This window comes from Mojavia sp. (assembly GCF_059505145.1).
The window spans coordinates 1-20,449 of record NZ_JCACKA010000022.1; the positions used below are offsets into that span (position 1 = coordinate 1).

15 protein-coding genes are annotated in these 20,449 nt (G+C 41.4%); 7 read left to right on the top strand and 8 right to left on the bottom strand.

The window, feature by feature from the left end:
- The first annotated feature begins 160 nt into the window (after nucleotides 1-160).
- Nucleotides 161-457: a hypothetical protein gene (locus AC5JL8_RS02720; protein WP_495878405.1), complete on the top strand. Its 297-nt coding sequence runs from the start codon at nucleotides 161-163 to the stop codon at nucleotides 455-457.
- A gap of 200 nt (nucleotides 458-657) precedes the next feature.
- Here AC5JL8_RS02720 and truB read toward each other — a convergent pair whose 3' ends face one another.
- From truB to AC5JL8_RS02755, 7 genes are all read right to left on the bottom strand, one after another.
- Nucleotides 658-1,536: a tRNA pseudouridine(55) synthase TruB gene (truB, locus tag AC5JL8_RS02725; RefSeq protein WP_495878240.1), complete on the bottom strand. Its 879-nt coding sequence runs from the start codon at nucleotides 1,534-1,536 to the stop codon at nucleotides 658-660.
- Between the two features lie 238 nt (nucleotides 1,537-1,774).
- Entirely contained in the window at nucleotides 1,775-3,493 is a 1,719-nt protein-coding gene (locus AC5JL8_RS02730) for an alpha/beta hydrolase (protein ID WP_495878241.1), read from the bottom strand.
- A gap of 448 nt (nucleotides 3,494-3,941) precedes the next feature.
- A complete protein-coding gene (locus AC5JL8_RS02735) occupies nucleotides 3,942-4,862 on the bottom strand; it encodes a DMT family transporter (RefSeq protein WP_495878242.1) in 921 nt (306 codons plus the stop codon).
- A 385-nt stretch (nucleotides 4,863-5,247) separates the two neighbouring features.
- Nucleotides 5,248-6,435, bottom strand: a complete 1,188-nt coding sequence (locus AC5JL8_RS02740) for a GNAT family N-acetyltransferase (RefSeq protein WP_495878243.1) — start codon at nucleotides 6,433-6,435, stop codon at nucleotides 5,248-5,250.
- A 385-nt stretch (nucleotides 6,436-6,820) separates the two neighbouring features.
- Nucleotides 6,821-7,615, bottom strand: coding sequence for a fasciclin domain-containing protein (locus AC5JL8_RS02745; RefSeq protein WP_495878244.1), 795 nt, complete (start codon nucleotides 7,613-7,615; stop codon nucleotides 6,821-6,823).
- Between the two features lie 645 nt (nucleotides 7,616-8,260).
- The gene (ligA, locus tag AC5JL8_RS02750; RefSeq protein WP_495878245.1) at nucleotides 8,261-10,297 is read right to left on the bottom strand and encodes an NAD-dependent DNA ligase LigA; all 2,037 of its coding nucleotides are present in this window, start codon (nucleotides 10,295-10,297) and stop codon (nucleotides 8,261-8,263) included.
- Between the two features lie 69 nt (nucleotides 10,298-10,366).
- Nucleotides 10,367-10,534 (bottom strand): hypothetical protein, encoded by a 168-nt coding sequence (locus AC5JL8_RS02755; protein WP_495878246.1) that lies wholly within the window; start codon nucleotides 10,532-10,534, stop codon nucleotides 10,367-10,369.
- Between the two features lie 209 nt (nucleotides 10,535-10,743).
- Between AC5JL8_RS02755 and AC5JL8_RS02760 the strand changes: the two genes are divergently transcribed.
- From AC5JL8_RS02760 to AC5JL8_RS02775, 4 genes are all read left to right on the top strand, one after another.
- Nucleotides 10,744-11,730, top strand: a complete 987-nt coding sequence (locus tag AC5JL8_RS02760; protein WP_495878247.1) for a glycerophosphodiester phosphodiesterase — start codon at nucleotides 10,744-10,746, stop codon at nucleotides 11,728-11,730.
- 206 nt (nucleotides 11,731-11,936) lie between these two features.
- Nucleotides 11,937-12,089, top strand: coding sequence for a hypothetical protein (locus AC5JL8_RS02765; RefSeq protein ID WP_495878248.1), 153 nt, complete (start codon nucleotides 11,937-11,939; stop codon nucleotides 12,087-12,089).
- Between the two features lie 1,071 nt (nucleotides 12,090-13,160).
- Nucleotides 13,161-15,293 carry a substrate-binding domain-containing protein gene (locus AC5JL8_RS02770; protein ID WP_495878249.1) on the top strand — a complete coding sequence of 711 codons (2,133 nt, stop codon included), beginning with the start codon at nucleotides 13,161-13,163 and terminating at the stop codon, nucleotides 15,291-15,293.
- On the top strand, nucleotides 15,271-15,885 hold the full coding sequence (locus tag AC5JL8_RS02775; RefSeq protein ID WP_495878250.1) for an FHA domain-containing protein: 615 nt from the start codon (nucleotides 15,271-15,273) through the stop codon (nucleotides 15,883-15,885). Before AC5JL8_RS02770 ends, AC5JL8_RS02775 begins: the two co-directional genes overlap by 23 nt.
- Nucleotides 15,886-16,314: 429 nt before the next feature.
- On the opposite strand, the gene AC5JL8_RS02780 is transcribed toward AC5JL8_RS02775, so the two are convergent.
- On the bottom strand, nucleotides 16,315-16,461 hold the full coding sequence (locus AC5JL8_RS02780) for a hypothetical protein (protein ID WP_495878251.1): 147 nt from the start codon (nucleotides 16,459-16,461) through the stop codon (nucleotides 16,315-16,317).
- Nucleotides 16,462-16,608: 147 nt separating this feature from the next.
- On the opposite strand from AC5JL8_RS02780, the gene AC5JL8_RS02785 reads away from it, so the two are divergent.
- Both AC5JL8_RS02785 and AC5JL8_RS02790 read left to right on the top strand, forming a co-directional pair.
- Nucleotides 16,609-19,284: a CHAT domain-containing protein gene (locus tag AC5JL8_RS02785; RefSeq protein WP_495878252.1), complete on the top strand. Its 2,676-nt coding sequence runs from the start codon at nucleotides 16,609-16,611 to the stop codon at nucleotides 19,282-19,284.
- Between the two features lie 75 nt (nucleotides 19,285-19,359).
- The gene (locus tag AC5JL8_RS02790; RefSeq protein WP_495878253.1) at nucleotides 19,360-20,325 is read left to right on the top strand and encodes a DUF1822 family protein; all 966 of its coding nucleotides are present in this window, start codon (nucleotides 19,360-19,362) and stop codon (nucleotides 20,323-20,325) included.
- Nucleotides 20,326-20,449: the final 124 nt, after the last annotated feature.

Here is a 20,449-nt window from a genome sequence, read left to right on the forward strand (position 1 = left end):
ACTTTGAAGTACCTCAACACGACTTTGAAGTACCTCAACACGACTTTGAAGTACCTCAACACGACTTTGAAGTACTCCAACACGACTTTGAATGCCTTATTTTCAAGTATATTTTTGCCAAGTCTCTACATCTTTACTTGAATCAATTAAAATGGCTGATATGAGAGCCAGAATCGAAAATCAAGTGCTTATTCTCAATCATGAGGATCTACCAGAGTTTAAAAAAGGCGGTTCTGTAGTCAGAAATTCTTATTTCTGGGCACTACGTTCTATAGCTGGTCGAGCTTCGCGTTATCATGATTGGGAATATGAGCCAGAGGTGTGGCTAGCGCTGGCGCGGATGCTTTTATCGTTTGCTGAATCTGGGTATTTAGGTTACAGAGAAACTTTGCTAGAGTTTCCCCAATCTCAAGAGCAAATTCCAGATGTGTTGCGAGATGTGGCAACTTGGGAGTAGAAATATTTGCTGTTTGTGTGTTGGGACAAATTAATACAGAACTTACGCACTCAGATCCCCAACCCCCTTAAAAAGGGCAGCCACTGCGCCCTTGCGGGTTCCCCGACTCCCTCAGTGGCGTGGCTTTAGACGTTCCCCCTTTTTTAAGGGGGGTTAGGGGGGATCAGGGTTTCAGACTTCAGTGCGTAAGTCCTATAAAATTACGAAATCGGTTCAAATACCATTTGAGGAATTAATACACCGTCTTCTAGTTGCCCAATACCTAGAAAACGAGTTTCTTCATCATAAACTCGCATTATCCCGGACACATCTTGCTCTAAAAAAATTCGTTGTCCTTGACACCACTTTTGGGCAGATGTTATTGGTAAAGTCGCAAATGATAAATATTGTAAGGGTGCATCAGGGGCAATAGGTTGAAACGTCCCAGCTTGCAGCTGAGTTTCTAAGTCGCTCAAGGTGAGACTATCTGCCAAGTGAAAGCCGCTACTTTCAGTACGTGTTAATGCAGCAAGAGTACCACCAGTTTCTAAGGCAGCACCTAAGTCACGAGCGATCGCCCTAATATATGTACCACTACCACAGGCGATCGCAATATCTAATTCGGGAAAATCTCCTTCCCGCCAGTCCAAAATTTCTATTTGAAAAACTTCTACTGTGCGTACTGGAACTTCCACCTGTTCGCCGCGGCGTGCTAAGTCGTAGAGACGTTTACCATCTACTTGAATTGCACTGTAACTTGGTGGAATCTGCTCAATTTTGCCCTCAAATTGTGGTAAAGCAGCTTTTACATCTGCAAAATTCAACGCAGCACAAGGCTCAGAGGTAATAATTTCTCCTTGTAAATCGTCGGTTGTGGTACGTACACCAAGCCTGATAGTGGCTTTATAAGCTTTATTTCCTGGTAGATACTGTAATAATCTTGTGGCTTTACCAAATGCAATTGGTAAGACTCCGGTAGCTGCTGGATCTAAAGTTCCGGCGTGTCCTACACGTTTGAGGCGCAAGAGCTTTCGCACCCGCGCCACACAGTCATGAGAAGTCCAGCCAAAGGGTTTATTTAAATTGAGAAAACCTTGCACAGTAGAATTCTATAATTTCAGGGTTAGCCACACTCTCATTATTGCCTTTCACATAATCGATATTATTTAAAGATAAATAATTCAGGCATAGTAGAAAGTAAGGATGATATTCTCGCACAAAAACAATGTAGAGACACGATTAATCGCATCTCTACAGTATGTTTTTATGGGATTTACAAAAAAATCATCACATGAAGCAGTGTGATTCCAACATCCAACATCCAAAACCCAAAATTTACTATGGAGTTGGAAAAAATTTTTTTGAGGATTTCGCTCCTTTGACATCGGTATCAGGAGTTTGTGCTAATTCTGTTGAGTTTAGAGATTGGACAAAACTCAAACTTAGAGGTTGGCTAGAAATAGCTTTGGCGTAGGCGGCGTTGAGGTAGGGAAAGTATTGTGAACTTCCCGCAACATAGGTTTGAAAGAAAGGCAAACTCAAAGCATTCATGTAACGACGCGCTTGAGCAGGATGATCCCCAATCACCTGAGAAGGTGAGCCTATCGGCTGATTAGCACTATTACCATCGCCAATCGTAGAAAAGTGGGTTGCACCTACAAGCATAACGAGATACTTGTGAGAATTAGTAAACCAGGAGAACGGTAAAATTTGCTCGAATAAAGCTGGTGCAACCGTATCATCGCTACTACCAACGACCATGACTGGAATTTGAATTTGACTCAAGCCTGCTTTGCCAAAAATAGAGCTAGTGATGGGGTTAACTGCGATCGCAGCTTTCACTCTCTCATCCCGCAAGTTATGATTTTTGTCAAACTGCTTGTTACTCAATGTCAAAGCCTGACACTGGAGTAGTAAAGACATATTCCAAGTATTTTGCAGTACCTCTGAGTGGCAGTCTTTTTGAAGTTGCTCAAAGTTAATCTGAGCGCCAGCCAAGGCTAAGGCTGTGTAGCCCCCCAAAGATTGACCGAAGATGCCAACTTGTTCCAGATTTAACTTACCTTTAAATCGTGAATCAGACTGGTTAGCTTTTTCCAGCTGATCCAATATGTATTTCACATCTAAAGGTCGGTCTGTAAATTCATCTGATTGTACTACTTTATTAGCCTGTCTATTCGTCAGCGATCGCTTGGTATCGCTAGTAGAATGATTGGGAACGACGACGGCGAATCCGTAAGAAGCTAGATGAGCCGCTAAATATCGAAAATTACTGCTGTCTGTACCCAAACCATGAGAAATCACGATTACTGGTGCAGGACTCTGGATATTGGGAAGATACAGATCGGTCAACAATCGTCTTTTGCGCTTCAAGTCGAAAAACTTTAATGTATATTTTTGCGACTTAAACTTTCCTTGTTGCCGTAAATCTGGCAATTGCGAGACATTTACTGGCTTTTGGCTAGCAACTTCTATTTTGGACTTTTCGGTAACTGCTGCGATCGCTTGGCTGGTTTCATTGACAATTTTCTTCAGATCCGCAGCAATTCCCAGGCTTTGCACTAAATCAAGATTAATGCTGCTGCTGGGGTACTTACGCAACAAATTTAATAACGTTAGTCCTCCCGGTTCAGCAGAAGCGGAAATAAACGCCGACCGCAAGGTTTGAAATTCTTGTTGTGGTTGATGAGTTTTCGTTTTAATCGTTTCTGCCAACCGTCGCAGTAGAAATTCTCCTTGTGGAGTGTAGAGAAATTGTGAAACCACTACCGGGCTGACTTTCACAGGAGTAAGTAAAATTCGCCGTAATTCCTCAAGCTGTTTTGGTGGTAGATACCGTTGATAAACAGCTAGGTTGTCATCAATTACTCCATTTTTGGCATAGTTTTCTAAAGAAGTAACTGAAATAGAAAGCTTTAGGGCTGAATAAGAACCATAAATTCGCTCTGCTGCCATTACAGGATCGCTAATCCCAAATGTTGGCAGCAGCATTGAAAGAGCCAGCAATAGCGAACTTCTTCTCAGGGTGCTGACTCCCTTACCAAACGAACTAATCATCGCTCAACTGTTTCGGTGATGTTGTGTCACGAGGCGTTGGCTTTGGTAGTTATTGGGACACCCTGGTAAGGTTAATTAATATTAATCGCCTCAATTTGATGGATTTGTTTTGTGTTTTTTCTCTTTGTTACAAGCTAAAGAAATTATTGTAACGGAGCCATACTTATATGGATATAGCAATCCGATTTGATTTCTGAATCACTCGTAGAGGTAAGGGACTGGGGATTGGGGACTGGGGACTGGGAAGAAGGAATAAAGGTGTACTGAATTTTGTTCAAAAATCAAATATGAGTCCTATATTACTTGCTTGACAATAGAAAAACTCAAACAAATTACACTTTCGGTAAAATCATAACAAAGAAAGAATCACTCTGCCTCAGTATTTTTCATGTAGCTTTGAATATGAGGAAAATGTTCTAAAAAAAGCAGTAAAAGCTCTTAAAAAAGCTCATGATTTACCTTTTGCTAAGGCAATTGCTGCTGCACCAGATACAACTAAACTCGCTCCCATTACTCCTATTAATGTGAGTTGTTCGTGTGGAATTAGCGAAGGCGTAATTACTGATACGGCCCATACTGATATTAATGTAACAATAGGAGCTAAAGCTAATACTGCACTGACCCGCGATGCTTCCCAATGTTCTAACGATTCTGCAAACGAGCCATAAGCAATTACAGTATTTAAAGCGCAAAAAACCAATGCTCCAAAATGCAAATTATTGAGTGTAAAAATTGTTTGTTTAGTAGCAAATGGCGTGAACAAAACAGCACATCCACCGTAAATAATCAGCATGATGTGAGATGAAGATAAGGATTGTAATAGCTGTTTTTGTGCCAAAGCATAAACAGCCCATGCTGCTGCTCCCAAGAAAATCAAACTACTTCCAAGAAGATAATTGTTATGCGCTGTTATTAAATTTGTTAGTTGTTCATGAAAAAATAAAACATAACCGAGGGTAAGTATACTAACACCAATCCATTGTTGCAGTTGATAACGTTCTTTAAAAAAGACTAACCCTCCGAAACCTAAGAACACAGAAGAAAATTGAATAATCACTTCCGCGTTAGTAGGTGATGTTAGCGATAAACCTTGCATAAAAAGAAAATAATTAATCGCTAAGAAAATGGTAGCGATCGCTAACAACTGCCAAGAAGCAGAACGCAGTTGTTTTAGAGTTGGTAATTTACCCTGCACAGCTAAATAAATAGCCAGCAAACCAAACGACACTAAAAAACGAAACCAAATAACTGTGTAAACATCAAGCGCTTGCAATGTCACCGTTAGGGCAATAGGTAGAATACCCCATAAAAAAACCGTTAATAGTGATAAAGCTAGCCCTAAACGCCAGCGACCGGAACTTTGATGCATTATTACTCAACAGTTAAGGATAGAGATTAATCGCAAATTACACGGTAAAATCCGACACCCTTTTAAGGTGTGGAGGATTTCAAAGCCCAGGTTGTTGCGCTTTGTTTGTATAGCTAGCACCTGGGCGGTTCAACAAGGCAAGAATAAATAATACTTACTACTTCGCACTATTAACCATTGTCTACGGGTAGGGAATTAAAAGGGGAGCATCCCACTTTTTTTGCATGTCATTACGAGCGAAACAAAGTGAAGCCAAGCTTGCGCAAAATCTCCACCTCAGAGCAAGTCCATGCGATTGCTTCGTCGTTCCTCCTCTCTACGAGACGCTACGCGAACGCAATGACCGTTATCCTCTCATTGCAAAATAAAAACTCGGATGCACCCATTAAAAGAAATCAGACATCCCAGGAGAGACACCTGCAAATATTTGCGTAGCTGCTAATAAAGCTGTTTCTGTAGCATCAAGTTTTCCCGCTAGTTGCAACTGGTAGGGAGTAAATAAGCCTGTATACAAGGGTGCTAATCCTTTAATGTCTATTTGCAACTCACCTTTGCCACCTCTTGTAACTTCACCATGTCCATTAGCCACAGATAGGATGAATCTACCATTGTTTGCAGATAGCAAATCATCTTGAACTTCTAAATGCAGTTCTGCTTGGATTCCTGATGGGTAACCTCGTAACTCCAATGCTTTGCTTAAATCTACGACTCGCAACATCCATCGCTGCTGACGCCATATCTTGGCAGTTTGCTCTGGTAGTAACAATGACAGAAAATCGTTTACCGAACTCTTCCATCGTACCTGTTTAATTTGAGAGCGATGGTTAGCAATAAATGACCAAAAACTTTGTGCAGCAGCAGCTGTGAGAATTGCCCAGTCTCTTATCCACATAATTGCACCATCCTCTGTTCGTTCTTGACTGAAGATGATGTAGCCTTGGGGTTGGTCTTTAGCACCAATGAAATAAGCAAAAATCTTTTCTTTTTGTTCTGTGCTAACGAGTTCCTGCCAAATCGCTGGATGTCGGTCTAAATATCCGTTGGATAATTTTGCTTGCTGTTGGTAAAGCTCAGAAAAGATATCTTGATGAATTGGTGCTACTGCTATCAAAGGTAGGGGTTGTTCTTTTACTTGAATACTCTGAGTCGGAATTTCCCATCTGCACAAGCTACCTCCTTGCTCATACCCGGCTTTGCGGTACAGGCGTTGAGTAGCTGGATAAAGAACAGAGATGGGTACGCCATTAGCATGAAGTTCCTTGAGCGTTTGATGCATGAGGGCGATCGCAGCTCCACTTCCACGATATTCTGGAGCAATGCCCACTGCGGCAATTCCTGTCATCGGTACACGCTGGCTAGCCCACCACTGACCCATCCCTAAAGTTGCTAGTCCACCTATAACTTGTGCATCTTGACGGATAATGCGGAAATTTTCTAAACCAATACTATTAATGTATTTTTTAACGTATTTTTCCTCATCACGTGAGTTGATAAAACACTGGTTGAGAATCGTCCCCAGCTGTATAACGTCCTCTGGATGGGCAAGTGTAGTGTATTCAAATTCAGGCGTCATTACTGCTACCGTTTGTCACACCTTATTACAATACACTACAAAAAGTATTACTTGAAGCACTACATAATAATTAGTAATTTTTAACGTGAATTCGACAAACCTCACCCACCCAACCTCCCTCTCCTCGCAGGAGAGGGAGGAGCAACAAAAAATTAGGCTTTCGCTCCGCTCTCCTACTAGGAGAGGGGCTGGGGGTGAGGTCAAAATCCTGTGCATCGAACTCACGTTAATTTTTAAGAGTATTAAGGTATTGGCATTTGGACAAATAAAAATAGCAATCCCCCCATCACTCATGTTTTACAAGGGAGTAATGGGGGGATTTCTACGGGCTGAACATCACCTAGCCGAGACGTATTGCCCTCAGTAGTTCTTGAGGTGAGACTACTTATTTGAGAAGGTCAGCGGGAATAATTAGTTGATCGATTACATGAATCACGCCATTAGTGGCTTTGATATCTGCTTTCGTTACTGTTGCCTGATCTACAGTTACTTTACCATTCTTCTCAAGCTTAATGCTAACTGGGCTACCTTCAACTGTCTTAACTTGTTGAGTTGGTTGGAGGGTATTGGAGTAAATTGCATTAGGAACGACATGGTAAGTCAAAATCTTTTGCAAAATCGCTTTGTTTTCTGGTTCGAGCAGTTTTTCTACCGTTCCTTTTGGTAAAGCGGCGAATGCAGCATCTGTAGGTGCAAACACGGTAAATGGGCCTTTGCCAGTCAGTGTATTTGCAAGGTCTGCTGCTTTTACAGCTGTTACCAGGGTCTTTAAAGAAGAGTCGGCGCTGGCAACATCGACAATTGTACCTGAAGTAGTTCCTTGAGTAGACCCTGGAGTAGGAGTAGGACTAGGCGATGGAGTTCCCGCCCCTGGAGTAGGAGTAGGACTAGGTGATGGAGTTCCCGCCCCTGGAGTAGGAGTAGGACTAGGTGATGGAGTTCCTGGAGTAGCCCCTGGAGTAGGAGTAGGACTAGGTGATGGAGTTCCTGGAGTAGCCCCTGGAGTACGAGTAGGGCTAGGCGATGGAGTTCCTGGAGTAGCCCCTGGAGTACGAGTAGGGCTGGGTGATGGAGTTACTTGAGGTTGAGCGGAAGTAGGTACGCCGATTATAAGACTAGCTGTTGCGATCGCCAGACCAAATGTTTTACTAAGTAAGCGTCGAGATTGTTGGTTATTCATGGGTGTATGTTCCAGATAATGTTAAAGATGTGGGTAATTTTGTTGCAAAATTTTGGCAATCAAAACTATGGCTGAAACTGAATATCAGTTTTCAGACTTTGTACGGCTTGACGCTGGATTGCTTTCAGGGCTGATGTGGACTGTTCAAATTCGACAACAATAAATGAATCAAAACCTTGACAGCAAAGCAATGATCTAACCTTGAAAACTCATCATTTTTAGAAAATATCTAACGGGTTTGGATAGCACAGCTTTTCCATTAAGTTTGCACCCGAACTTCTACTTACAATAATTGAAAATGTTATATTATGCAACACAAATTTAAATTTCTTTTAAACTTTATCAATAAGTATAAGTTTTATTGAAATCATACAACAATCAATACGCGGAAAACCTTCACTAAAACTTCTGCGCTGGTGAAGCCCCTCTTGTCATTACCCACATTTTTGTCAGAGTCAAAGCATTGCACTGACCGACATCCCAGCGTAACTGAAGTTTTAGGCTAATAGTCCAAGTCCACTCAAATAGACTAAAAAGTTTTGCTGAGTCTACTGAAGTAGACTTGAACTATTAGTAATAGAATTCATTCTAAAGGAGGATGACAATAAAGTGAGAGATTTAAAAAATGTAGGTAATGACAAGGACTTAAGCCTCTACCATCTCTAACAATTGAGCTTCAGTTAACTGAGTAATTCCCAATGCTTCCGCCTTGGCCAATTTAGAACTAGCATCTTCACCCACCACCAAATAATCGGTTTTCTTACTTACCGAATCAGTTATCTTACCACCAGCTTTTTGGATCAAAGCTTTGGCTTCATCTCGCTTTAAAGTTGGCAAAGTTCCTGTAACAACAAAAGTTTTACCTACAAACTTTGGATTAGCATCGGTAACTATTATTGCTTCTGCTGTAGTTTCTAATTGCAACCCTGCTGCTTGGAGGCGAGAAATCAAAGTTTGATTAGCATTAATTTGGAACCACTGGTGTACTGACTCGGCAATTTCTACACCAATACCATAAATGCCTTCAATATCAGACTGCTTTGCTTGGGTCAACTTGTCTACGGTGGGAAATTTCTCAGCCAATAATTGGGCATTCACACTACCAACATGACGGATGCCTAAACCATACAATACTCGTGACCAAGGTTGATTTTTAGATTGGGCGATCGCATCTATTAATTTCTGTGCTGACTTTTGCCCCATCCTTTCCAAACTACATAATTGCTCTTCTGTCAATTCATATAAATCGGCAACGGAATGTACCAACCCTTTATCAACAAGTTGATGCACTAGTTTTTCGCCCATACCTTTAATATCTAAGGCATCACGGCTTACCCAATGTTCAATTGCGCCTTTGAGGATTGCTGCACAGGAAGCATTGACACATCTAGTAACTGCTTCACCCAACTCACGCACCACTAGTTGACCGCAGACTGGGCAATGAGTGGGCATCACAAACGGTTGAGCATCAGCGGGACGAAGTTCTTTTAATACCCTAACCACTTCTGGGATAATTTCCCCAGCTTTGCGGACAATTACAGTATCGCCAATGCGGATATCTAATTGAGTGATGCGATCGCTATTGTGTAAAGTAGCGCGAGAAACTGTTGTCCCCGCCAATTGCACTGGGCGCATTTCTGCTAACGGTGTTAACGCCCCGGTTCTGCCGACATTCACCGCAATATTTTCGACGCGGGTGGGTGCTTCTTCTGCTGGGTACTTCAACGCCACCGCCCAGCGAGGAAATTTTTGAGTAAATCCTAACTGTTCCTGAAGCTTAAAAGAATTGAGCTTTACTACCACCCCATCAGTCATGTAAGGCAAATTCAGCCTTTCTGTATCCCAATACTTATAGTATTCGGCAACTTCTGCTAGAGAAGGGCACAGTTTGTGATTGGGGTTGACGCGAAAACCCATCCTTTGCAGCAATTCCAACGCTTCCCATTGGGTATTGGCAATACTGGTATCATCTCTACCAGGAATGTGCAGTGTGTAGGCAAAGAAATCTAAGCGCCGCCGAGCTACAATCCGGGAATCTAATTGTCTAAGTGTACCCGCTGCGGCATTGCGAGGGTTAGCAAACAACTGTTCACCAGCTTTTTGCCTTTCTTCGTTGATTTGTTTAAACACTTCCAAAGGCAAAAACGCCTCGCCCCTAACTTCCACCTTTTCCAGGATTTCTAACCCTTCAAAATTTAAGCGCAAGGGAATTGAGCGAATTGTGCGGACATTTTGGGTGATATCTTCGCCCATCACCCCATCGCCTCTAGTTGCACCCCTAGTTAAAATACCATTCTGGTAAGTAAGAGCGATCGCAGAACCGTCAATTTTGAGTTCGGTGACATATTCTACCGAGTCAGTTTTGGGTAATTGTCGCCGCCAACGCTGATCCCATGTTTGCAACTCATCAACATTAAATGCATTCTCCAGACTGTACAGGGGGATATTATGTCGCACCGAGGTAAACTGTGTTGCAGGTCGTTCACCCACGCGTTGAGTCGGGCTATCGGGTGTCACCAGTTCTGGATGCTGAGATTCTAGTTGTTGCAATTCTCGATATAGCTGGTCATAGACAGCATCCTCCATAATTGGTGCATCTAAGACGTAATAAGCATAACTAGCTTGCTGCAACAACTGACGCAATTCTTCTACACGCTTGATTTCAGGCTGAATCTGTATCATTAGACTTATTCAAAATACTTAAATAGAATTTAACAATCAAGCCTGCCTACGCAGGTTATATTGATATAGCTACCGACTTTGAGTTTGTGAGTGTCGAAGGAATGTAGCAATAGGTTGGGATGGTTTGTCAGTTACGTGAATTAGTGGAAATCCCATTAAACTTAAGCTTTGCGATCGCAATCCATATTCTAGTTCTCGAATCATCTGCCAATATAGCGTATCCAAAATTGCCAGCACTGCTACCTGGGTAATGCATAAAAAATGAAACCCAATTATATCTAGGCAGTGTGGACAAAACACAAAACGGCACACCCTAATAAATCTATTTTACTGATATGCTTCAACGCACTTTAGTTTTTAGGGCTTACGCATTAAGTTTGCACCTTGAGGCTGGGTGCTAGGGATTAAGGGTATTGAGATAGTATTTCTTACGGACGAGTAAGCTAATGGTTACAACTTTGAAAGGTACGCCACCAATTATCATCGCGCATAGAGGCGCTAGCGGCTACCGTCCAGAACATACTTTAGCTGCTTATGAATTAGCAATTGCTCTAGGGGCTGATTATATTGAACCAGATTTAGTTGCAACCAAAGATGGGGTTTTAATTGCTCGTCACGAAAATGAGATTTCGGAAACTACCGATGTTGCTAACCGTGCAGAATTTACTAACCGTCAAACTACCAAGATAATTGACGGGGAATCTAAAACAGGCTGGTTTACGGAAGACTTTACCCTTGCAGAACTCAAAACACTACGGGCAAAAGAGCGAATTCCTCAACTGCGATCGCAAAACACCGCTTATGATGGCTTATTTGAAATCCCTACACTGCAAGAAATCATTGATTTAGTCAAAAGTAAAAGTGTTGAAATCGGTCGTACTATTGGCATTTATCCAGAGACAAAGCACCCAACTTATTTCAAGTCTATTGGGTTAGCACTAGAAGCCCCCCTACTTACAACTTTACAAATAAATGGTTATCAGGGAGCCAATGCACCTGTTTTCATTCAGTCTTTTGAAGTCAGCAACCTCCTAAATTTATCTACAAAAACTGATTTACCTCTAGTGCAATTGCTCAACAACACTGGCAAACCTTATGATTTTGTAGTCAATGGAGATCCACGAACTTATGCAGACTTAGCAACAGCATCAAGTTTAAAAGACATTGCTAAATATGCACAGGCGGTTGGCATTCATAAAAATCTGTTGATTCCTAGAGATAGCACTGGAAAATTGTTGTCACCTACATCTTTAGTATTTGATGCTCATACAGATGGATTGCAAGTTCATGTTTGGACTTTCCGCAATGAAGATTTGTTTTTGCCACTGGACTTGCAAGGAAATCCCCAAAGTGAATATGAACTCTTTTTCAGTTTAGGAATTGATGGTGTATTTAGTGATTTTCCAGATACAGCTAAGTCTTGCACTTCATAAATGCGGTGGACTATAGGTTCTCCCTACAATCGCGCTCGTCGGTAGGAAGGCTATACAGTTTACAGTAGCGGCCCCCATAAGCCAATACGGTTCAGATAAGAGTTGATCCTCCCTAACCCTCCTTAAAAAGGAGGGAATTAAGCCCCCCTTTTTCTAAGGGGGGTTGGGGGGATCTTCTGGAATCGAATACCACTAACTGAACCGTATTGCCCCATGAGCATGAGGAAGAGCAGGGCTATTTTGGTAAAGATGTTGCCAACAAGGATGGCACGACCTACGTTGAATTGATGCTGAAGCGAGTGAATCAACTCCCCTTCTGGTCTGTTGAAGACAGAGCAGGAGCAGAATTAAGGTGTTAGGCATTTAATTTGCACATTGAGACCGCAGGGGATAGGGGGTAGGAGGCAGGTGCAGGGAGCAAGGGAGAGGGTTTGCAGCTTTTATTGACAATGAAAATAGTGCAACTTGTAGGCGCGACAGCTTATAATTTTATCCCTCTTTTTATGTAATTAGGACTTACGCACCCAAGCCTGAAACCCCGATCCCCCCTAGCCCCCCTTTTTAAGGGGGGAACGTCTAAAGCCACGCCACTTGCTACAAGTCGGGGAACCCGCCCAACGCAGTGGCTCCCCTTTCTAAGGGGGTTGGGGGATCTGAGTGCGTAAGTTCTGGTAATACTTATCACTACAATTTTTAATGACTCGACACAAAAATTATGTTTTAATAAACTAATTACTTCCTAATATGGAGATTTACTAAAAAATCAACACTTCATTAACCTTAGTAAACCTCATAGTTTTGATACCATATAAGTGATAATATATTATTATATTTCTCTTACTCAATAATTCTCTCATTACGAGAATGCTGTTGTGGTTTTGGTTGGCGATCGCCTGTTTGAGCAAGTTCTTAGTTTCATCCTGGATAATAGTTTAAAAAAATTAAATATTTTGTTTTTTATATAGTTTTATGTTATTTGGAAATACTCCAACAGTTATTTTCTCAAGGCTGGAATTATTGAGCTTACGCTTACACTTGTAGCTTATATCTTGTATTTTTTAGGGAAAGACTATTTATAAAGTAAATATTAAATTGGTTGGATGCGTTATAGCTACTTAATATTTTGTTTATAAATAGGCTATTAGCTCAGTGAAAGTCTGAATATATTCAAATAATTACCCATGAAGCTCTTTCCCTAGAGTTGCAAAAGTATGTGAAGCAGCCTGCTATGCTATTGGGCAAGTATGCAAGTAACTATTGCTATTGTTAAGGCTCATTTTACAAGTATCTTTGACAAATTGAAGGTTATTAGCCGCACTCAAATTAGGACTTGTGAAAGCTTAAATACAAAATAATAATTCAAAATTCATAATTCAAAATAAGAAAACATAATTAACTAAAAAGCTTACCTTCCATCTGCCTTATATATTATGCCTTCCTCTGAATATTTTTATCAAGAATATCCTTGCTCATACAATGCACCTTTAAATTGCGATCGCCCCTTTCAAACGGCACAGGAACTAAAAGGTGCTAAGTTTTGTTTAGAATGTGGTTTTCCGGCAACTTTACCACAGAATGCTGAAATTAAAGGCAATTTGGGTACTTATCAAGTAACTAGCTTTTTAGGAGCGCGGGGTAATGGACGTTTATACTCAGGCATTCAACTCAAAGACCAACAGCCTGTAATAATTAAAGAATATCTGCTACCCAATCGCTGTTTTAATCAGAAACAGATACTTGAGCGTAAAGAGGCTTTTAAACGGGTGGGAGGAGTAACTTTAGTAGACAGTAGAATCAAAAATTTTCGTCTTGTCGATACTTGGGAAGCGATTGCAGATGAAAAAGGCGATCGCTGTTATTTAATTATCAAAAAAATAGAAGCATCCCAAACCTTACATCAATATCTCAGTCAAAAGGGCCCAATGACAGCACCTCAAGTACGCGAGGTGCTAAATCAAGCTTTACAAACTCTAGAGTTTCTTCACAGTCAAAAGCTGCGTTTTCCCTCAAATCAAATCCAGCAGGGGCTACCTCACGGCAACCTCAGCTTAGATAGTATTTTAATTAAACTAGAAAATAATCAACAGTTTTATATATATTTTTGCGATTTAGCTATTTGGGAAAACACATTTATTCCACCCAATATTGCTCAACCTGCACCTTGCAAACGCGAACAAGATTTAGAAGCATTAGGATTAGTTGCTTTTTATTTATGGGTAGGGAAAAGCAATGATTCATTTAATCAGCCTCTTGATCCAAGAGATAATCAACATTGGCCCAATACAGATAATTACTTAAAGCAGTTTATTTCTCGCTTAGTTCGGCTAGAAAATCCTTTTGTAAGTGCTGAAGTAGCACGCCAAACTTTGCTACAAATGCCTAAAGAATGCCAAGCAAGCAGTTTTAGCCAATTAGTTACCCCAGAAGAAACAGAAAATGATTTTCCCAAAGCATTAATTCTGCTAGGAATACTCGCTCTAATATTAGTTACAGGGGGAATTTGGCATTACTTTTGGCAGCATCATCAACCAGAGGACAATAACAAATATATAATTTGGTCTGGGCTTGTACGAAATTTTTTTGAAGTAAATAACTTTCCTACAGGAAAATTCACCTATACAGGAGAAAGTGCTGGTACATGGAGTTTTATTTTAAAGCAACAAGTTGACGGTAATCGTTTAGAAGATTTATTAACTAAACCAAAGCCAGAAGTAAAAACAACATTTAACTACGAACCTATTGTTTCATCAAATATTCAAAATTCAATTCAAATTATACAAGACAGAACAAATCAAAAAGACTTTGCAATTACCAGCTTAGTAGATAACATCACAGATAAACTGGATAAACAAAAGGTCGCTTATGATGGTTTACTTGTATTTTTAGCATTTAGTAAGAAAGATTCAAATCTTGTCAATGCTTTGGGAGGGCAAATAACTCTTGAGCAATTACGTCAAATTTATACAGGCAAAATTACCAATTGGCAGCAGATTAATCCTAAACTTAAAAATTCTCTTGATATTAGGCCTTTTGCTCCAAGTGACCCGGAAGCTATACGCAAATTTCAAGAAATAGTTCTGAAAAATGACCCTCAAGATATAGCTTTATTTAAAGGCAAAGTTGAAAATTTTGATACAACAAAAACCCAAAACCTAATACGCAAGGAAATTCTAGAAAAGCGAACTAGTGGCATTATTGGCTTTGGCATTATTAGTAAAACTTGGGGACAGTGTACAGGCTATCCTTTGGCTATAGTCGATGGCAATAAGCCAGCTAGTCAACCGCTATTTCAAAGGCGTGAGCATCGCCCAATTACTACCTCAGATGACTTATGCCAGCATAATGAGTATTTTTTTGATGTTAATAGCTTTCAAAGCTACCCCTTGGGATACCCTATATTTGTGGTATACCCTAAAGACAACAACCGTCGGCTACCCGGTTCTACATTTGCTGAAATACTAACTACTCGTCAGGGCCAGTGTTTACTTAGTAAAGTAGGTCTTGTCCCTTTACAACCTATACCTGATGATATAAATTCCTATGCCTGCAAATCGGTGCCCTAATCCAAATTGCGAATATTTTAACCGCGCCCTGCCAAATAATGCTAAGGTTTGCCCTTGGTGTTCGACTCCCTTGGATAATGTAATTATACCTACACCAACCAGACCCGCTTCACCACAACCACCACCGCAACCTATTCAATGTCCGCGACCAGTAATAAATCCATCCAATTACAGGCCCCCTGTTAATTATTCAGCAGACTATCAGCAACGAGTCCCTTATGTGCCGCCAACGCCACCTGTTTATTATCCTCGACCTCCAAGACTGCCACTCTTGAAGCTGATTCATACTACAGGAAGAGAATTTCAATGGTCTGGGGAAGCAGGTTTTATTGGTCGCCGCAGTCAAAGTATGACAGTTGCGCCAGAAATTGACTTGGCTGGGATTCCTCACGAAGGTATAGTTTCTCGTCGCCATGCGCGAGTCTATTGGGACTGGTCGCAAAATACCTACATGATTGTTGACATGAGTACAAATGGTATTTATTTAAATAACACTCTGTTGAATCCTGGTGTGCAATATCGACTGCTTAATGGAGATTCATTGCAGTTTGGGCAGGATAATTTAGTGCGGTTTACGGCGTATATTATGTAATAAATAATTTCTAAAATTAGCTTAGTTTCAGAAACCGTAAAAGCTTATAAATAGCAATCCTAAATAATCTGTGAAAGATTAATAATCATGTAGGGTGGACAATGCCCACCCTACGAAGTAGCGAATAAAGCTAATGGTTTTGGTGCACGACTTTTCTCCAAAATTAAAAATATGCAAGTTAAATGTGTAGGACTTACGCACTGAAGTCTGAAACCCTGATCCCCCCTAACCTCCCTTAAAAAAGCTACCGTGTACACACAAGTCTTTGAGAGTTGTCCCACAGGCTTTTGATCCCCCCAACCCCCCTTTCCAAGGGGGGCTAAAATCCCTCAAAGTCCTCCAATTTATCGGAGGATAATGACGGATCTACAATGATTTCGGTTTAGTACACAGATGTGTGTACACCGTAGCCTTCAAAAGGGGGAAAGTCTAAAGCCACGCCACTGAGGGAGTCGGGGAACGCGCAAGGGCGCAGGGCTGCCCCTTTTTAAGGGGTTGGGGGATCTGAGTGCGTAAGTTCTGATGTGCATTAGTTAAGATGCGAGCGATCGCACTAGCTTTATTGGGAGCGGTCATATTGTCGTTATGACACTAAGCTGTGTCGTTACAAATAAAAATATCTCTTGTCCAATGCCCAATGCCCAATGCCCAATGCTTTAGATTTCTCGCTATCTCCGGTACATTTGATTGCAGGCTTCCCCACAAGAGACTGGCAATTCATCTATGGCTAAAGCTACTAAATTTTCTGTTTCAAATTTTGGCAAAATTAACAGGCGAAAATTCAAGACTAAGAATTTTAATTTTTTACGTCTGCTTTTTTGCTTCCTGATGGCTTTGCTGTGCAGTCTCAGTTCACCGATTCTGGCAACAGTTCCTGCAATCAATACCTCATCTCAACTTGTAATCAATCAGTTTACTACGCCTAGCTCTATTGCCGATCCTGCTTCTCTATTACAACAGGGAAAAGTACTGTACGATGCTGGACGTTTTGCACAAGCAATACAGATTTTGCAGCAAGCTGTCAAGGAATACCAGAATCAAGGAGATAACATCAGATTAGCTGCAACTTTGGGTAATCTTTCTTTAGGTTATCAGCAACTCGGTGCATGGAAACAAGCAAAGCAGGCAATTACAGAAAGCTTGAATTTGCTCAAGGGACAGCAAAACAGCCAAAGTCTACAAATATTTGCCCAATCTCTTGATATTCAAGGACGCCTACAACTAGCAACAGGACAAGTAAAGGAAGCTTTAGCAACTTGGCAGCAAGCAGCAAAGATTTATCGGCAAATAAAAAATCATAGCGGCATAATGCGATCGCTAATCAACCAAGCACAGGCTTGGCGAAGTCAAGGCTCTTATCGCCGTGCTGTAGAAATATTAGAACAAGTACATCAGCAGTTACAATCACAACCAGATTCGATAGAAAAAGCAGTGGGGTTGCGATCGCTCGGAGATACCCTTTTAGTATTGGGCGATCTCGAAAAGTCTCATAATGTTTTACAACAAAGTCTTGTAACTGCTCAACGCTTGCAATCAAGCGCAGATATTGGCGCAAGTCTTTTTAGTCTGGGAAACAACGCCCGTACACAACGGCAAAAACCACAAGCGATCGCCTACTATCAACAAGCAGTTCAAATATTCCCTTCACCCCTGACAAAAATTCAAGCACAACTTAATCATCTCAGCCTACTCATTGAAAATCAACAATGGGCAGCAGCGCAAACTTTACTACCATTAATTCAGCCCCAACTCGAACAACTTCCTTCTAGCCGTGCTACTATTTACGCTCAAATTAACTTTGCTCAAAGCCTGACGAAAGTTCTGAGTCAGAATTCTGACTCACAATTCAGGACTCAGGACTCAGCACTATTACTCGCTAAAGCCATCCAGCAATCCCGGAATTTGGGCGATCAACAAGCAGAGGCTTATGCATTGGGAACTCTTGGCGCTTTGTACGAACAGACTCAACAGTGGTCAGAAGCGCAAAAGCTTACCCAGCAAGCATTGCTCTTGGCTCAAACAACCAATGCAGCAGAAATTACTTATCGCTTGAATTGGCAGTTAGGTAGAGTGCTTTGGGCGCAAAAAGATATCAAAGGAGCGATCGCCGCTTATGATGCTGCGGTAGACACTCTCCAATCTCTCCGTCGTGATTTAGTAGCGATTAATCAAGATGTGCAATTTAACTTCCGAGACAGTGTTGAACCTGTCTATCGGCAGTCTGTAGAGTTATTGCTACAATCCCAGCAAGGAAAACCAGATGAACAAACTTTAGATAAAGCACGCCAGCGAATTGAAGCGTTACAGTTGGCAGAATTAGATAACTTTTTCCGGGAGGCTTGCCTAGAAGGTCAGAGCGTGTCATTGGATAAAATAGTAGACCAAAATAATCCCACTGCTGCCATTTTTTATCCAATTATTCTCCCCGAACAAATCGAGGTAATTGTTAAAATTCCCCACCAACGCCTACAGCATTACACTACTAAAATTCCTCAAGCAGAAGTAGACCAAAAACTGGGAGAATTACGAAAAAGTCTGGTCAATCCTGCTGCTATTAATGCCATTAAAACCCAATCACAACAAGTTTATAACTGGTTAATCAAACCCATTGAGTCACAATTGCAAGCAAGTCAGGTGGATACCCTGGTGTTTGTACTAGATGGGACATTACGCAATATACCAATGGCATCTCTCTACGATGGCAAACAGTACTTGGTAGAGAAATACGCGATCGCCCTTAGCGTTGAATTGCAACTTTTCGATCCCAAAGCCCTAGAGCAACAGCAGATCAAAGCATTAACCGCTGGGCTAACTCAACCGCCACCAGGGTTCCCTAACTTTACACCCTTGCCTGCAATCAAGTCTGAAGTTAACTCAATTACCAAAGCTGGAGTATCGACAACTAGTCTCCTAGATCAGCAATTCACTCAAAAGGCATTAGAGAAGGAAGTAAATACCGTTGCCTTCAACGTGGTGCATTTAGCAACCCACGGTCAGTTTAGTTCCCGCGCTGATAATACTTTTATTCTGGCTGCTGATGGCCCGATCAATGTTAGGCAATTTGATAGCCTTCTGCGTAGTCGAGATGAAACTCAACCACAAGCAGTGGAATTATTAGTTTTAAGTGCTTGCCAAACAGCAGTGGGAGACAAACGTGCCGCACTAGGTTTAGCTGGAGTAGCAGTACGAGCAGGGGCACGCAGTACCTTAGCATCTCTATGGCAAATTGATGATGAATCAACAGCTTTGTTTGTCGGTGCTTTTTACCAAGAACTCAAACGTGGCGAACTTACCAAAGCCCAAGCACTCCGCCATGCCCAACTACAACTGTTGCAACATCCAAATTACAATGCACCAGGTTTTTGGTCTGCTTACGTTTTAATTGGCAATTGGCTTTAAGGGGCATTGGGCATAAATTTAGTGAAAGCAGGCGATATCTATATATAGGAGCATTGATGACTAGGTACTGAATTTATGGCTAAAAACACCTATCAACTAGATAATTTCGCTGTGCCATTGCCGATCGCTCAAGCAGCACGCATAACAGCTCAACAGTTTGCCGAAGAGCAGCCTACTGCCCAAAAAGCAGAGCAAGTCCGGCTGAATACTCTAGCTGTTTGGGTGGTGAATGACTACTTGCAAATGATGGATATTGCTACTGACCTCACAGCGAGTGACAGTTGGAATCCTGTGATGCGCCTTTGTGCGAATGTGGCTGACTTGGAAATGCCCGCACTTGGCCATCTAGAGTGCCGTCCTATACGTGTTGGTGAGCAGATATGTTCTGTTCCCCCTGAAACTTGGGAAGAACGCATAGGTTATGTAGTAGTACAAATCGATGAATCGCTTCAAGAAGCATGGTTACTGGGTTTTGTGCCTAATGTCGCCGCTGAAGAATTGCCTTTGAGTCAATTGCGATCGCCAGAAACATTCATTGAATACTTGGGGCAGCTGAGACAATCTCCAGCTATCACACGAGTGAACTTGAGCCAGTGGTTTACTGGTATATTTGAGTCAGGTTGGCAAACTATTGAAGCTTTGTGGAACTTCCAAGGACTCAAAGAAGCTTATGCATTTCGCAGCCCTGAAACTTTTGAACAACCGCCCAATCAACAAGAAGCAGTCACTCGAAGGGCAAAATTAATTGATTTGGGTATTCAAATCGCCGACCAACCCGTGATGTTGATTATCGAAATCACCCCCCAAGCTGATCAAAAAACCCAAATTCGCCTACAGTTGCATCCAACAGGTAATCAATTTCACCTCCCACAAGATGTACAACTAACAGTTCTAGATGAGTCAGGATCAGTGTTCTTGGAAGCTCAAGCCAGAAGTGCAGACAATTATATTCAATTGCAGTTTAGAGGTGAAACTAAAGAGCGGTTTAGCGTTAGAGTGGCATTATATGATAACAGTATTACAGAACATTTTGTGATTTAAAACATTAAGCTATTTATTTGCTGTATCAGTAATTAATGATTAGGGATTGAAGATTGAACTCAACAGGAAAATTAACAATTCAAAAGACAATATTCCAGCCTAATCTGATAAATTTTGATGGAGC

Bases quoted from the DNA above. Each gene is read 5' to 3' on its own strand.
- AC5JL8_RS02720 (WP_495878405.1), top strand. From the start codon at position 161: ATGAGAGCCAGAATCGAAAATCAAGTGCTTATTCTCAATCATGAGGAT.
- AC5JL8_RS02730 (WP_495878241.1), bottom strand. From the start codon at position 3,493: ATGATTAGTTCGTTTGGTAAGGGAGTCAGCACCCTGAGAAGAAGTTCG.
- AC5JL8_RS02735 (WP_495878242.1), bottom strand. From the start codon at position 4,862: ATGCATCAAAGTTCCGGTCGCTGGCGTTTAGGGCTAGCTTTATCACTA.
- AC5JL8_RS02740 (WP_495878243.1), bottom strand. From the start codon at position 6,435: ATGACGCCTGAATTTGAATACACTACACTTGCCCATCCAGAGGACGTT.
- AC5JL8_RS02745 (WP_495878244.1), bottom strand. From the start codon at position 7,615: ATGAATAACCAACAATCTCGACGCTTACTTAGTAAAACATTTGGTCTG.
- ligA (WP_495878245.1), bottom strand. From the start codon at position 10,297: ATGATACAGATTCAGCCTGAAATCAAGCGTGTAGAAGAATTGCGTCAG.
- AC5JL8_RS02760 (WP_495878247.1), top strand. From the start codon at position 10,744: ATGGTTACAACTTTGAAAGGTACGCCACCAATTATCATCGCGCATAGA.
- AC5JL8_RS02770 (WP_495878249.1), top strand. From the start codon at position 13,161: ATGCCTTCCTCTGAATATTTTTATCAAGAATATCCTTGCTCATACAAT.
- AC5JL8_RS02775 (WP_495878250.1), top strand. From the start codon at position 15,271: ATGCCTGCAAATCGGTGCCCTAATCCAAATTGCGAATATTTTAACCGC.
- AC5JL8_RS02780 (WP_495878251.1), bottom strand. From the start codon at position 16,461: ATGACCGCTCCCAATAAAGCTAGTGCGATCGCTCGCATCTTAACTAAT.
- AC5JL8_RS02785 (WP_495878252.1), top strand. From the start codon at position 16,609: ATGGCTAAAGCTACTAAATTTTCTGTTTCAAATTTTGGCAAAATTAAC.
- AC5JL8_RS02790 (WP_495878253.1), top strand. From the start codon at position 19,360: ATGGCTAAAAACACCTATCAACTAGATAATTTCGCTGTGCCATTGCCG.